At 62.3% G+C, this 14,302-nt stretch carries 15 protein-coding genes; 11 read left to right on the top strand and 4 right to left on the bottom strand.

Annotation, left to right across the window (positions count from 1 at the left end):
- Position 1: 1 nt before the first annotated feature.
- Together FGD77_RS15610 and lpxB are read left to right on the top strand one after the other, a co-directional pair.
- The gene (locus tag FGD77_RS15610) at positions 2-811 is read left to right on the top strand and encodes a UDP-2,3-diacylglucosamine diphosphatase LpxI (RefSeq protein ID WP_255011074.1); all 810 of its coding nucleotides are present in this window, start codon (positions 2-4) and stop codon (positions 809-811) included.
- Complete coding sequence (lpxB, locus tag FGD77_RS15605) at positions 808-1,962, top strand: lipid-A-disaccharide synthase (RefSeq protein WP_255011073.1); 1,155 nt, start codon at positions 808-810, stop codon at positions 1,960-1,962. Before FGD77_RS15610 ends, lpxB begins: the two co-directional genes overlap by 4 nt.
- 8 nt (positions 1,963-1,970) lie before the next feature.
- Here the strand turns inward: lpxB and mnmA are convergent, their stop codons facing one another.
- Positions 1,971-3,116, bottom strand: coding sequence for a tRNA 2-thiouridine(34) synthase MnmA (gene mnmA / locus FGD77_RS15600; protein WP_255011072.1), 1,146 nt, complete (start codon positions 3,114-3,116; stop codon positions 1,971-1,973).
- A 159-nt stretch (positions 3,117-3,275) separates the two neighbouring features.
- Between mnmA and FGD77_RS15595 the strand changes: the two genes are divergently transcribed.
- From FGD77_RS15595 to FGD77_RS15575, 5 genes are all read left to right on the top strand, one after another.
- Complete coding sequence (locus FGD77_RS15595) at positions 3,276-3,554, top strand: DUF1153 domain-containing protein (protein WP_255014259.1); 279 nt, start codon at positions 3,276-3,278, stop codon at positions 3,552-3,554.
- 94 nt (positions 3,555-3,648) lie between these two features.
- Positions 3,649-4,365 (top strand): response regulator transcription factor CtrA, encoded by a 717-nt coding sequence (ctrA, locus tag FGD77_RS15590; protein ID WP_255011071.1) that lies wholly within the window; start codon positions 3,649-3,651, stop codon positions 4,363-4,365.
- Positions 4,366-4,539: 174 nt separating this feature from the next.
- Complete coding sequence (gene ligA, locus FGD77_RS15585) at positions 4,540-6,789, top strand: NAD-dependent DNA ligase LigA (RefSeq protein WP_255011070.1); 2,250 nt, start codon at positions 4,540-4,542, stop codon at positions 6,787-6,789.
- Positions 6,786-8,888, top strand: coding sequence for an ATP-dependent DNA helicase RecG (recG, locus tag FGD77_RS15580; protein ID WP_255011069.1), 2,103 nt, complete (start codon positions 6,786-6,788; stop codon positions 8,886-8,888). Before ligA ends, recG begins: the two co-directional genes overlap by 4 nt.
- A 102-nt stretch (positions 8,889-8,990) precedes the next feature.
- Positions 8,991-9,122 (top strand): hypothetical protein, encoded by a 132-nt coding sequence (locus FGD77_RS15575; protein ID WP_255011068.1) that lies wholly within the window; start codon positions 8,991-8,993, stop codon positions 9,120-9,122.
- 214 nt (positions 9,123-9,336) lie between these two features.
- Here FGD77_RS15575 and FGD77_RS15570 read toward each other — a convergent pair whose 3' ends face one another.
- Entirely contained in the window at positions 9,337-9,774 is a 438-nt protein-coding gene (locus FGD77_RS15570; protein WP_255011067.1) for an iron-sulfur cluster assembly scaffold protein, read from the bottom strand.
- 67 nt (positions 9,775-9,841) lie between these two features.
- Between FGD77_RS15570 and hisI the strand changes: the two genes are divergently transcribed.
- Positions 9,842-10,204 (top strand): phosphoribosyl-AMP cyclohydrolase, encoded by a 363-nt coding sequence (gene hisI / locus FGD77_RS15565; protein WP_255011066.1) that lies wholly within the window; start codon positions 9,842-9,844, stop codon positions 10,202-10,204.
- Positions 10,205-10,236: 32 nt separating this feature from the next.
- On the opposite strand, the gene gluQRS is transcribed toward hisI, so the two are convergent.
- Positions 10,237-11,115, bottom strand: coding sequence for a tRNA glutamyl-Q(34) synthetase GluQRS (gene gluQRS, locus FGD77_RS15560; RefSeq protein ID WP_255011065.1), 879 nt, complete (start codon positions 11,113-11,115; stop codon positions 10,237-10,239).
- A gap of 40 nt (positions 11,116-11,155) precedes the next feature.
- Positions 11,156-12,502 (bottom strand): methylenetetrahydrofolate--tRNA-(uracil(54)-C(5))-methyltransferase (FADH(2)-oxidizing) TrmFO, encoded by a 1,347-nt coding sequence (gene trmFO / locus FGD77_RS15555; RefSeq protein WP_255011064.1) that lies wholly within the window; start codon positions 12,500-12,502, stop codon positions 11,156-11,158.
- 172 nt (positions 12,503-12,674) lie between these two features.
- Between trmFO and FGD77_RS15550 the strand changes: the two genes are divergently transcribed.
- The 3 genes from FGD77_RS15550 to rpsI all read left to right on the top strand — a co-directional run bounded on the left by FGD77_RS15550 (position 12,675) and on the right by rpsI (position 14,260).
- Entirely contained in the window at positions 12,675-13,103 is a 429-nt protein-coding gene (locus FGD77_RS15550) for a PaaI family thioesterase (protein ID WP_255011063.1), read from the top strand.
- Positions 13,104-13,310: 207 nt separating this feature from the next.
- Positions 13,311-13,775 carry a 50S ribosomal protein L13 gene (gene rplM / locus FGD77_RS15545; RefSeq protein WP_255011062.1) on the top strand — a complete coding sequence of 155 codons (465 nt, stop codon included), beginning with the start codon at positions 13,311-13,313 and terminating at the stop codon, positions 13,773-13,775.
- A complete protein-coding gene (gene rpsI, locus FGD77_RS15540) occupies positions 13,775-14,260 on the top strand; it encodes a 30S ribosomal protein S9 (protein WP_255011061.1) in 486 nt (161 codons plus the stop codon). Before rplM ends, rpsI begins: the two co-directional genes overlap by 1 nt.
- Positions 14,261-14,302: the final 42 nt, after the last annotated feature.

Here is a 14,302-nt window from a genome sequence, read left to right as displayed (position 1 = left end):
CGTGGCGGGGCGTCTGGCCATCCTCGCCTGCGGCGGCGCCTTGCCCGTCATGCTGGCGCGCGCGCACCCGGATGCGTTGCACTTTACGTTGCGCGGCGTGCCAAGTGAACTGTCAGCAACGGCCCAGGAATACCCGCTGGAGCGGATCGGTGCGCTGTTCGCAGCGATGAAGGACGCTGGTGTCACCCGCATGGTATTCGCGGGGACATTGACGCGACCGGCGTTGAACCCGGCCGATTTTGATACCGAGATGATGCGCCTTGCGCCCGGCCTGATGGCCTCGATCCCGCAAGGCGACGATGCACTGCTACGCTTCGTGATTACCATGTTCGAAGAGCAGGGATTCGCTGTGCTGGGCGCGCATGACCTGTTGCCGGGCCTGACCGCCGAGGCGGGGCTGGCTGCCGGACCGCCACCGTCCGAGGCCGATCTGGCTGATGCCGCACGCGCCGCACATATACTGACTGAAATATCGCTGCTCGATATCGGGCAGGGCTGCGTCGTGGCGGGCGGACAATGTCTGGGGATTGAGACGGTGCAGGGCACCGATGCGCTGCTGGCCTATGTGGCGCAGGCGCCCGGCGCGTTGCGGCGGGGCCAGCGCGGCGTTTATGTCAAGACGCCGAAGGTGGGGCAGGATCTGCGCATCGACATGCCGACTGTCGGGCCGAACACCGTCACGGCAGTGGCCGACGCGGGGCTGGCGGGACTGATGATCGCTGCAGGCAAGGTGGTATTGATGCAGCGTGACGAGACGATTTCCTTGGCCCGGAAGCGCGGGGTATTTCTGATATCTCAGGCATTTGAATGAAGGTCTTCATCCTCGCAGGTGAGGCATCTGGCGACCGGCTCGGCGCGGCGCTGATGGCGGGTCTCACGCAGTTGACTGATGTACAGTTCGAAGGCATCGGTGGTCCCTTGATGCAGGCCGAGGGGCTGGACAGCCTGTTCCCGATGGACGAACTCAGCGTCATGGGCATCACCGAAGTGCTGCCGAAATACCGTCATCTGAAACGCCGCATTCGCCAGACCGCCGAGGCGGTTCTGGTCAGTGGCGCGGATGTTCTGATTACCATCGACAGCCCTGATTTTTCGCTACGCGTGGCGGGATTGGTCAAGGCGCGCAGCGATATCCGGACGGTGCATTACGTCGCGCCGTCGGTCTGGGCGTGGCGCGCGGGGCGCGCGGCGAAAATGGCCAAGGTGATCAATCACGTTCTGGCCCTCCTGCCATTCGAGCCACCCTATATGCGGGCCACCGGGATGGAGTGTGATTTTGTCGGTCACCCCGTGGTGGCCGAGCCGCAGGCGAGCGCTGCCGAGATCGCCGATTTCCGGGCCCGCCATGATCTGGGCGATGCGCCGATCCTCATGGTTCTGCCCGGATCGCGCAAGGGCGAGGTCGCGAGGCTTGGCCCGATCTTTGGCAAGGCGCTGACGCCTGTGCTGGTGCGGCACCCGGATTTGAGGCTGGTCGTGCCGACGACCGCCCATGTCGCACCGGTGCTGCGCGGCGTCGTGGCGGACTGGCCCGCGCCGCCGATCATCATTGACCCAAAGAACATGAAGAGCGGCGCATATAAGCATGAAAAAATGTGTTCTTTTGGCGCGGCGTCCAGCGCGCTGGCGGCCTCGGGCACGGTCTCGTTGGAGTTGGCGGCCAGCGAAACACCCATGGTCATCGCCTATGATGTCAGTTGGATCAGCCGCCAGATTATCGCGGCCTTGCTGAAGATCGACACTCTGACGTTGGTTAACCTCGTCAGCGAAACCCGCGCCATCCCCGAGTGCAACGGCAAGCATTGCAATCCGCCCGAAATCAGCGCGGCGCTTTTGAAGATGCTGGCGGCGCCAGAGGCGCAGTTGGAGGCAATGCAGGTGACGATGCAGCGTCTGGGCAAGGGCGGCGACGCGCCGGGGCTACGTGCCGCGCGTGCTGTCTTGGCCGGGATAAACGGCTGAATCTCTCGTCAGTATCCGCGCCAGATCCAGCCGCCACCCAAGATGCGGGTGCCGTCGTTTTCGTAAAATACGCAGGCCTGACCGGGCGAAACGCCCTCCTCGGGTGTCAATAGCTCAACCTCGGCCGTGGTGGCTGACAACGGCCGGATCACCGCCTGGCGCGGCGGGCGGGTAGAGCGGACCTTGACCGAAACATGCCGCTCGGGGACGGCGTCGAAGGCGTCATCACCCAGCCAGTTGATCTCGCGTACTGGGACAATGGCGGTGCTGAGCATTTCCTTGGGCCCGACGATAACCTGCCGCGCATCGACGTCCAGTTTCACGACATATAAGGGTGTCTCAAGTCCGCCGATACCAAGGCCGCGGCGCTGGCCAACGGTGTAGTGCAGCACGCCATTGTGCTGGCCCAGAACGCGGCCCTCAGGATCGACGATCTCGCCCGGCTCGGCCGCGCCGGGGCGCAGTTTTTCGATGACGGACGCGTAATTCCCGTTGGGAACAAAGCAGATGTCCTGACTGTCGGGCTTGTCTGCCACGCTCAGCCCGTATTTCGCGGCCAGCGCGCGGGTGGCGTCCTTTGACGGCAGGTGCCCCAGGGGGAACCGCAGATAATCCAGCTGCTCGGGCGTGGTGGAAAAGAGGAAATAGGATTGGTCCCGGTTCGCATCCGCCGCTGAATGCAATTCCGGCCCGTGGTCGCCCACCTTGCGCTGGATATAGTGTCCGGTGGCCATGCAATCTGCGTCCAAATCGCGGGCGGTTTGCAGCAGGTCCTTGAATTTGACCCGCTCATTGCAGCGGATGCAGGGCACGGGCGTAGCGCCGGCCAGATAGCTGTCGGCAAATTCGTCGATCACCGCCTCCTTAAAGACGTTCTCGTAGTCCAGCACATAATGCGGGAAGCCCATCTCTTCGGCTACGCGGCGCGCGTCATGGATATCAAGCCCCGCGCAGCAGGCGCCCTTTTTCGCCAGCGCCGCGCCGTGATCATAAAGTTGCAGGGTGACGCCGACGACGTCATAGCCTTCCTCGGCCAGTTGGGCGGCCACGACCGAACTGTCGACGCCGCCCGACATGGCAACCACGACGCGCGTCTGCGCTTCCGGCTTGGCAAAGCCGAGCGAATTGATCCGGGGGGCAGTGTCAAGGGCCATGAGAGCATCCGTTTGCCAAGGTGTGATCGTGATATAGGGGCGCGACGTGGAAAACGCAAAACGGTTTAGGTAAATCCAAGGTATTTCGCCGGTGCGGTTTCAGAAGCCGTTAAGGATAACAACCGCATCCTAGCCTTCGATGTAACGAGGGTTTGGATGATGTATCTGAAAAAAATCGAGGGGGTGCGCGCTGTGACGCTGCCGGACGGGCAGGTGATGACGCAGGCCGACCTGCCGCCTGTGAACACCTCCCGATGGGTCGCGTCGCGCAAGCTGGCGGTGGTGCGCGGCGTACTCTACGGGCTGGTCACCCAGGATGAGGCCTGCGCGCGATACCAACTCAGCGAAGAGGAATTTGTCGAATGGGTGCGCGCCGTATCACTGCATGGCGAAGAGGCGCTCAAGGTGACTGCGTTGAAAAACTATAGACAACCCTGAGTTGAATTCGCTAAATGTTCGCCTACGGTAACTTGTAGTTAACCAATTTTAAGCAAGGTTGGCTCGAACAGATCTTACTTGCGGAGAAAAGCGAATGCGTATCCTTCTGGTTGAAGATGATCCGACGACATCGAAAAGCATCGAACTGATGCTGACACATGCCAATCTCAACGTCTATACGACCGCGTTTGGCGAGGAGGGTATCGATCTGGCCAAGCTGTATGATTATGATCTGATCCTGCTGGATATCGGACTGCCAGATATGACCGGGCACGATGTGCTGCGCCAACTGCGCCTTGAGCGGATCGAGACGCCCATTCTGATCCTGTCGGGGGCCGACGATACCGAAAGCAAGATCAAAGGCTTCGGGTTCGGCGCCGATGACTACCTGACCAAGCCCTTCCACCGCGAGGAATTGGTTGCGCGAATTCACGCCATCATCCGGCGGTCCAAGGGTCACTCGCAGTCGATCATTCGCACAGGGCTGATCAACGTCAACCTCGACGCCAAAACGGTCGAAGTCGGCGGCAAGACCGTGCATCTGACGGGCAAGGAATACCAGATGCTGGAATTGCTGAGCTTGCGCAAGGGCACGACCCTGACCAAGGAGATGTTCCTGAATCATCTCTATGGCGGCATGGACGAACCCGAGCTGAAGATCATCGACGTCTTTATCTGCAAGCTGCGCAAGAAGTTGAGCGTGGCGACGGGCGGCGAAAGCCATATCGAAACTGTCTGGGGCCGTGGCTATGTCTTGCGCGATCCCGAGCCGTCCGAACTGGACGAACAACGACTGGCAGTCGGCGCCTGAGACGACGCGTACCGGCCTTGCAGGGGCTGCGCCGCGTGAGCGGTGCGGTGCTTGTTCTTGCGACGGATCGATGCGCGTATCGGCGCCCTGCCTCTGGACCTCGGCGGGGACGCGCCCTATCACTTGTGCCAGATGTCAGGCTGCAGGCCTGAAGGGCAACGCCAGGGGGCATCAATGCAGGACGCGCGCAAGGTAAGCACGCTGACCGAGGACGAGGCGCAAGCCGAACTGGCCCGGCTGGCCGAAATACTGCTGCGTGCAAATGCGGACTATCACGGCGAAGACGCGCCGCAGATAAGCGATGCCGATTATGACAGGTTGAAATCGCGCAACGCCGAGATCGAGGCGCGCTTTGCTCATCTCAAACGCGCCGACAGCCCCAGCGATGTGATCGGCTCTGCCCCGTCGGAGCGTTTTGCCAAGGTAATACATGCCCAGCGGATGATGTCGTTGGGAAACGCCTTTGATGCCACCGAGATAGCGGAATTCGACGCGCGTCTACGTAAATATCTGGGCCTACCGAAGGATGCCCCCCTGCGCTACACCGCAGAGCCTAAAATTGACGGACTCAGCCTGAGCCTGCGGTATGAGGTCGGCCGTCTGGTACAGGCTGCGACACGCGGTGATGGAGCGGTAGGCGAAAACGTTACGGCCAACGCGCGGATGGTCAAGGATATCCCCCAAAGTCTGCTGGATGCCCCCGATATTCTGGAGATACGTGGCGAGGTTTACATGAGCCACGCCGATTTCGCAGCGCTCAACACGCGTCAGGCCGAGGCGGGCGCCAAGACCTTCGCCAATCCGCGAAACGCCGCCGCTGGATCGCTGCGCCAGCTCGATGCTGAGGTCACGCGCGCCCGTCCACTCAAATTCTTCGCCTATGCGTGGGGCGAGCTGAGCGCGCCGTTGGCAGATACGCAATTCGACGCCATTGCCAGGCTGGAATCCTTGGGGTTTTCGACGAATCCGCTGACCACGCTTTGCGATGGCCCGGACGACCTGATCGCCCATTACGCGCAGATCGAACAGCAGCGCGCCAGCCTTGGGTATGATATCGACGGGGTCGTCTACAAGGTTGACGATCTGGATCTGCAACGGCGCCTCGGCTATCGCAGCACCACGCCTCGCTGGGCCATCGCGCATAAATTCCCGGCCGAGCTGGCATGGACGCGGCTGGAGGCGATCGAGATCAATGTCGGCCGTACAGGCGCGCTTAGCCCCGTCGCGCGGCTGGCTCCGGTGACGGTGGGCGGCGTGGTGGTCAGCAATGCAACGCTGCATAACGAGGATTACATCGCCGGACGCGGCAGCGATGGAGATCAAATTCGCGGTGGCAAGGATATTCGCGTCGGCGATTGGGTGCAGGTCTACCGCGCCGGCGACGTGATTCCGAAAATTGCCGATCTGGACTTGGATAGGCGGCCCGAAGGCGCGGCGGCGTTCGTATTCCCGAAGACTTGCCCCGAATGCGGATCAGACGCCATCCGCGAGGACGGTGACGCAGTGCGCCGCTGCTCTGGTGGGCTGATCTGCCCGGCCCAAGCAGTTGAGAAGCTGAAGCATTTTGTCAGCCGGGCCGCGTTCGACATTGAAGGTCTGGGCGCAAAGCAGGTCGAGATGTTTCATGGCGACGATCAGCTGCCGATCCGCACCCCTGCTGATATCTTTACGCTGGAGGCCCGCGATAAGGCAAATCTGACGAAACTGGCCAACCGCGAGGGCTGGGGCGAGGTAAGTGCGCGCAATCTTTTTGACGCCATTGACAAGCGCCGGACCGTGCCTCTGGCGCGTCTGATCTTTGCCTTGGGAATCCGCCACGTGGGCGAGGTTGCGGCCCGCGATCTGGCGCGTCACTTTGGTCGTTGGCAGGCACTGGTCGATGCGGTTGATGCAGCGGCCCCTGCGGCGGGTTGCCAGTTGCTGGCCGATGCGGCAGAGGTCGCAGAGCGGCAGCTGGCCGCCGAAGAAGGCCGCCGGGCCAGAATCAAACCTGCGCGCGATGCGGTTTGGGCAGATATAGATGGCGCGGCGCAGACGGCATGGAACGACTTGATCGGGATTGACGGTATCGGGGCCACGGTCGCGGTGTCCTTGGTCACCAGCTTTCAGCAAAAGGCCGAGCGGGCCTCGATCGACCAGCTTGTCGCGGAACTGACTGTCGAGGATGTTGTTACCGACGATGTCGGAGCCAGCCCCGTTGCGGGCAAAACGGTGGTGTTTACCGGCACGCTGGAAAAAATGACCCGCGCCGAGGCCAAGGCGCGCGCCGAGGCGCTTGGCGCCAAGGTGTCGGGCAGCGTGTCGGCACGCACTGACATTCTGGTGGCGGGGCCGGGCGCCGGATCCAAGGCGACCAAGGCTGCGGATCTGGGCGTGGAAACGATGGACGAGGACGCCTGGCTGGCGCTGATCGGCGGCGCATGAGCAGTCCGCAGAAAGGCCGACCAGAGGCGCTGTTTCCGCTGTTTGCCGAGATCGAGACGCTGCCGGGGGTCGGCCCCAAAACCGCCAGGATGCTGGCGACGCTGCATATCGAAAAGCCTGCCGATTTGGTTTTTACTTTGCCGCAGTCGGGTATTGACCGGCGCAAGCGTGCCAGCATTCTGGGCGCCGATCTGCCCGGCGTGGTCACGGTCGAGGTGACGGTGGGCCAGCATCGCGCTCCGGCGGGGCGTACCGGTGCGTATCGCGTGACGGTGGAGGACGCGCAAACCACGTTTCAGATCGTGTTTTTCCGCGCGCATGACGACTATCTGCGCCGGGCGCTGCCGACGGGCGCGCGGCGTATCGTGTCAGGCAAGGTCGAGCTGTTCGACGGCGCCGCTCAAATGGTGCATCCGGACTACATGCTGCCCACCGATGAGGCGCAGGAGATTCCTGATTTTGAGCCGATCTACCCGCTGACCGCTGGCCTCACCCAGGGGGCGATGCGCAAGGCTGTGGTGGGTGCGCTGACGCGGTTGCCGGATCTGGGCGAATGGATCGATCCGGGGCAGAGGCAGCAGGAGAACTGGCCGGACTGGGCGGATGCTGTGCACGCCGCGCATACGCCCCAGCTGATGGCCGATCTGGGCGCAACCCATCCCGCACGCGCGCGTCTGGCCTACGACGAATTGATGGCGCATCAGATCACATTGGCGCTGGCACGCTCGCAGATGAAACGGTCCAAGGGGCGTGCGACGATGGGCACGGGGCGGTTGCAGGCGCGGGTCATGGCCGCCTTGGCGTATCGCGCGACCGGCGCGCAGACCCGCGCAATTACCGAAATTGCCGCAGATATGGGGCGCCAGATACGCATGAATCGTCTGCTTCAGGGCGATGTCGGGTCGGGCAAGACGCTGGTTGCGCTCAACGCTCTGTTGGTTGCCGTCGAGGCGGGCGGGCAGGGCGTGATGATGGCGCCGACTGAAATCCTTGCGCGGCAGCATCTGGAGGGGCTGCGCCCACTCGCCGAAGCTGCAGGCGTAGTGCTGGAGATCCTGACCGGACGCGACAAGGGCGCGGAGCGACGCGCCAAGCTGGCGGCGCTGGCGGCAGGCGATATCCAGATTCTCGTCGGCACGCATGCTGTGTTTCAAAAGGATGTCGAGTTTGCAGATCTGCGCCTTGCCATCGTGGATGAACAGCATCGCTTTGGCGTGCGCCAACGGCTGGAACTGGGGCGCAAGGGCGCCGCTGTCGACGTGCTGGTGATGACGGCAACGCCGATCCCGCGTAGCCTGAGTCTGGCGCAATATGGTGACATGGATATCAGCGTGCTGGACGAGAAGCCGCCGGGGCGCAAACCCATCGCTACCGCGCTGGTGAACATGGGGCGCCTTGACGAGGTGGTCGAAAAGCTGCGCCATGCCATTGGCGAGGGGCGGCAGGCCTATTGGGTCTGTCCGCTGGTGGACGAAAGCGAAGTCAGCGATCTGAGCAGCGCCGAAGAGCGGTTTCGCCGCCTGCGCGCGGCCCTTGGCGAGGGTCGGGTCGGGTTGGTCCACGGCCAGATGCCACCCGAAGACAAGGACGCGGCCATGTCCGCCTTTCAGCGGGGCGAGACATCGGTGCTGGTCGCGACGACAGTGATCGAGGTGGGTGTGGATGTGCCCAATGCCTCGATCATGGTGATCGAGCGCGCCGAGAGTTTTGGCCTTGCGCAATTGCACCAGTTGCGGGGGCGTGTCGGGCGCGGTACTGCGGCATCCACCTGTTTGCTGATGTACCAATCGCCGCTGAGTGAGGGGGGCGAGCGGCGGCTGACCACGATGCGCGATACAGAGGACGGGTTTCGCATCGCCGAGGTTGATCTGGCGATGCGCGGCGCGGGTGATGTGATCGGCACAGCGCAATCGGGCCTGCCACGGTTCCGCATTGCGGACCTTGAAGGGCAGACGGGGCTGATGGCTGTCGCGCAAAGTGATGCGCGCAAATTGCTGACGGACGACCCGGATCTGACAAGCCCGCGCGGGCAGGCGGCGCGCGTGTTGCTGTGGCTGATGGAGCGCGATCAGGCGATCCGTTTGATTTCAGTCGGTTAGTTGTTTGTTCCCACATTCAGCCCAAGTGTTCTCATAAAGTTCTTTACAAACCCTTTGTAAAATAAGAACAAAGAGGCAACAAGTAGCCCGAAGGGAGCCGAGATGATACACCAGATCAAAACCGCCGCCGCCCGCTCGCATGAAACTCTGCTTGGCGATGCGGTCGGCGCTGCAGCGCTGATGGTGATCCTGATGGGCTGCCTATACTTGCCCGGACTTGCTCAGGGTTTTTGACGAACCGTTTCTGCCTGCGATATTCCGTGCCTGTTCGCGCGTCGCATCAACCGACCCCAAACATGATGCTTGGCGAATGATATTGCCTGTCACAGTTCGCGCCCGGGTTTGATCTCAAACCTGCGGTTGGCGCACACAGGGTCCTTCACGGGAATACGCAACCTTCCGCCGCCATCCATACCGGATGTGCGGCGGTTTTTTATGGGGTTATCACTTAGCAGGCGGCGTCCATCGCCTCGACCGCAGCATCGAGCGCCAGCATGATCGACGCGTGCCGGTTCTTGTAATCCTGTGCGGGGCGTAACACTTCGAGCCCGTCAAAGGGTGCGGGCGGGGTCGGCCCGTCCTCGGTCAGCATCAACTTCAGCGCATCGCGCCCCGCGCGCACCTGATCGCCGGTGCAGCCGACGATGTGCGCGCCAACCACGCTGGCCGCCGCCTGGCCCAATGCGCAGGCCTTCACGTCTTGGCCGTAGTCGGCCACTTTGCCGCCCTCGCAGGTTAGATCCACCGTTACGGTCGACCCGCAAAGCGGCGCGCGCCGCCGGACCGTGGCGCCGGGAGATTCGAGCCGCTGGAGCCGGGGGATATCGGCGGCAAGCGCCAATATGCGCGATGAGTAAAGTTTGATCATGTCGGTATTGGCGGTCATGGCTGGTCCTTCGGTCGCTCTGCCCCTAGATAAGGCGCGAATTGCCAGATGCAAAAGGAAAAGCCCGATGCGCTTCGATCCCGCCAGTTTGACATATAATGAGGCAGGCCTCATCCCCGCGATCGCACAGGACGCCATATCGGGCGAGGTGCTGATGATGGCATGGATGAACGCCGAGGCCGTTGCGCGCACGCTGGAAACGGGACGCGTCACCTATTGGTCCCGCTCGCGCCGGGCATTCTGGATCAAGGGCGAGACATCGGGCCATGTGCAGTCTCTGGTGGAGTTCCGCGTCGATTGTGACCGCGACTGCGTGCTGCTGAGGATCGAGCAGACAGGCCCGGCCTGCCACACCAACCGGCGCAGCTGTTTTTATACCGTTGTCGAGGATGGCATGGAAAATATCGTGATGGCGCCCATGGCAGAGTAAGGGATTCCGGGTATTTTCACCAAGAAAAAACACTAGGTTAAAGCCAGCAACCGGCGAATATCCTGCGGGGTTGCGCCGTCTTCGCGGTACTTGGCGATGGCGCGGGCGTCGTCGCGTTTGGCCAGACGCTTACCTGTGTCGTCGCGGATCAGGCGGTGGTGGTGGTAGGTCGGCGTGGGCAGATTCAGCAGGTGCTGCAGGATGACATGAATCACGGTTGCATCGAACAGATCGGCGCCGCGCGGAACCAATGTGATGTGCTGATCCGCATCATCCAGGACGACAGACAGATGATAGGAGGTGCCCATCGCCGGGCGCGCAAGGACGATGTCGCCGATATTTGTCTGGACCTCGCTCCATGTCGTGCTGATCGTCCCCGTGCGGCCGTCGATTGCGGCGCCGGTTTCGAGGAATGTCAGCGGCACGTTGTCCAGAGCATGCTGCGCGGCGCGTATATCTAGGCGCAGGGCGGTCCCGACTGGCGGGCTGGGCGTAATTGGTTCTAGCGGCTTATCGGGGCGGCATGTTCCGGGGTAGATCGTGCCATCCGGGCCCGTCAGTGGGGCCCCTTCTTGCGGCGCGGCGGCGGCGGCGGCGATGTCGCGGCGGGTGCAGGTGCAGGGATAGAGCAGGCCGTGGCGCCAGAGGGCACTAAGGGCAGCTTGGTATATCGGCATCCTGTCCGACTGGCGCATTACCGGCTGAGGCCAGGAAAGGCCGAGCCACGTGAGGTCACTGAGAATCTGTGCCTCCCATTCGGGGCGGCTGCGAGATTGGTCGATATCCTCAATGCGCAGCAAGAACTGGCCGTTTTCCGCCGCGGCCATATCATGCGCCAGCATCGCTGAATAGGCATGGCCCAGATGTAGGGGGCCGGTTGGCGAGGGAGCGAAGCGTGTAGTGAAAGTCATATTTTATCAATGCGATGCGACTTGACCTTCATGCGGAAAGTCAAGTGGGGCATTGATCTAGCCAGTCCTGCCATGCCGTCTTGGCCCGATCCGTATAGGCTTTGTAGCGCTCCGTGCGGCCACGGCGCCCGCCCTTGAGGCCTTCGACCGCGCGAAAAAGGCCGAAATTGATGTTCATCGGCTGGAATGTCTTGGCCTCGGCGCCCCCGGTAATATGGTGGATCAACGCCCCCATGGCGCTGTCTTGCGGGGGGCTGGGCAGGGGGTGGCCCAGGAGGTTGGATGCGGCAAACCGGCCGGCCAGAAGGCCCATCGCGGCGGATTCAACGTAGCCCTCGACGCCGGTGATCTGACCGGCAAAGCGGATGTGGGGGTGCGCGCGCCAGCGCATCTGGTCGTCCAGCAAGGTAGGTGAATTCAGGAAGGTGTTGCGGTGAATGCCGCCCAATCTCGCGAAGCGTGCATTTTCCAGACCGGGGATCATACGCAGGACGTCGGCTTGTGCACCGTATTTCATTTTTGTCTGAAATCCGACGATGTTATAGAGTGTTCCTAATGCATTATCACGGCGCAGTTGGACGACGGCCCATGGCTTTACTTCAGGCTGGTGGGGGTTGGTCAGGCCGACCGGCTTCATCGGGCCGTGGCGCAGGGTTTCGCGGCCCCGTTCGGCCATGACTTCGATCGGTAGGCAGCCGTCGAAGTACCCGGCGGTTTCACCCTCATGAAACTCGGTCTTGTCGGCGGCGAGCAGCGCGTCAATGAAAGCGTCGTAGGTCTCGCGGTCCATCGGGCAGTTCAGATAGGCGGTGCGCTCATCCTCTGTCTCGCCCTTGTCATATCGGGACTGCATCCAGGCGCGCGACATGTCGATGCTGTCGTGGTGGATAATGGGCGCGATGGCATCGAAGAAGGCCAGCGCGTCACTGCCCGTCTCGGCCGCGATGGCCTGACCAAGCGCGGCGGAGGTCAGCGGGCCGGTGGCGATGATCCAATGGCCATCCTTGGGCAGTTCGGTGATCTCGGCGCCGGAAACCGTTATGTTGGGGTGCGCACAGAGGGCGGCTGTGACGGACGCGGCAAAGGGATCCCGGTCGACCGCCAGCGCACCGCCGGCGGGCAGGCGATGCTTGTGCGCCGTTTGCATGATCAGGCCATTCGCGGCGCGCATTTCCCAATGCAGCAGACCGACGGCGTTTTGTTCATCATCATCCGAGCGAAAGGAATTGGAGCAGACCATTTCCGCCAGATCACCCGTGCGATGCGCAAAGGTGCCGACCTGCGGGCGCATTTCGTGGATGACGACTTGGACGCCCATATGGGCGGCTTGCCATGCGGCTTCGGCCCCGGCCATGCCGCCGCCTACGATGTTGAGTACATGTGTCATTGTGCGGCAGATAGTGCATCCCCAGCGCTTTGGAAAGGGATGGGGTGATGGGGGATAGGAGCCAAGCCCTAGGCGTGGAAGTTGTGCCGCAGCACCGGCCCGCGGATATCACCATCTTGCCACTCCCGCCCTGATCGGATCATCTGTAACGGCAGCGAAGTGAGGAGCGAGTATGTCGTTGAAGATGTCGGTCGCCGATCTGGAGGCTTTCATGGCAGCCGAATTTGCACAGGTCGCGCGGGATTTCACAGTGGTTTCGGCGGCGCCGATGCAATTGACCTTGCGTTTAAACGTGACGGACCGCCACCTGCGCCCCGGCGGGACGGTGGCCGGGCCGGCGATTTTCGCGCTGGCCGATGTCGGGGTCTATCTGGCCGTGCTCAGCATGATCGGCCCGCAGGCGCTGGCGGTGACGACGAATTGCAGCCTTGATTTCATGCGCAAGCCCGCAGCGGATGCGGACCTGATCGCACAGGTGCGCCTGCTCAAGCTGGGGCGCGTTCTGGCGGTGGGCGACGTCCTGATATATTCACACGGATCGCCCGCGCCTGTGGCCCGCGCCAACATGACCTATTCGATTCCGCCTGCGCGGCAGTCCTGACACGCCTAGCGACATCTGGGCCGAACGTGCCGATTTCGGCTTGTATTTTGTGGGGTATCTATATACCTAATTTTTAACCACATGTAATTGCAGGGAAAACTTGAAAAAACGCGGATTGACGCGGCGCAACCAGCCTATATAACCCGCCCATCACCACCGGGCTGGCCATTGCGCCGTCCCAATGCGGCAAAATAGGGTTCTCCTCACATGAAGACATTCTCTGCGACACCGGCAGATATCGACAAGAAATGGATCATGATCGACGCCGAAGGCGTCGTTCTTGGCCGTCTTGCGTCGATCATCGCCATGCGCCTGCGCGGCAAGCACAAGGCCAGCTTTACCCCTCACATGGACATGGGTGACAACGTCATCGTGATCAATGCCGACAAGGTCCAGTTGACCGGCAAGAAGCGTGACAAGCCGAACTATTGGCACACCGGCCATCCGGGCGGCATCAAGTCCCGCACAACAGGCGAGATCCTCGAGGGCAAATACCCCGAGCGCGTCGTCATGCAAGCGGTCAAGCGCATGCTGCCGGGCAACCGCCTGAGCCGCACGCAGATGACCAATCTGCGCGTCTACGCCGGCACCGAGCACCCCCACGAGGCCCAGAGCCCCGAGGTGCTGGATGTCAAGAACATGAACTCCAAGAATACGCGGGTGGCTCACTGATGGCTGACGAAATCAACTCCCTCGAAGATCTCGAGGCGATCACATCGGGCACGACCAACGTCGAAGCCGCCGCCCCGCGCGAGCCGGTCCGCGATGCACTGGGCCGCTCCTACGCCACAGGCAAGCGCAAAGACGCGGTCGCCCGCGTCTGGATCAAGCCGGGTTCGGGCAAGGTCGTCGTGAATGGCAAGGAAATGAGCGTGTATTTCGCACGTCCGGTCCTACAGATGATTCTGCGCCAGCCCTTCACCATTTCGGGCACCGAAGACCAATTTGACGTGATGGCGACAGTCGTCGGCGGGGGCCTTTCGGGTCAGGCCGGCGCGGTCAAGCACGGCATCTCGAAGGCATTGCAGCTGTATGATCCCAGCCTGCGCGGTGCGCTGAAAGCGGCAGGTTTCCTGACCCGCGACAGCCGCGTCGTCGAGCGCAAGAAATACGGTCGTGCCAAGGCGCGTAAGAGCTTCCAGTTCTCCAAGCGCTAAGCCGCCTCTGGACAACCACGATACAGAAGGGCGCGGCGGCAT

This window comes from Roseovarius sp. M141 (genome assembly GCF_024355225.1).
Lineage (GTDB): Bacteria > Pseudomonadota > Alphaproteobacteria > Rhodobacterales > Rhodobacteraceae > Roseovarius.
Note: the sequence above shows the minus strand (reverse complement) of the source record. Positions and strands in the feature narration are given on the sequence as shown.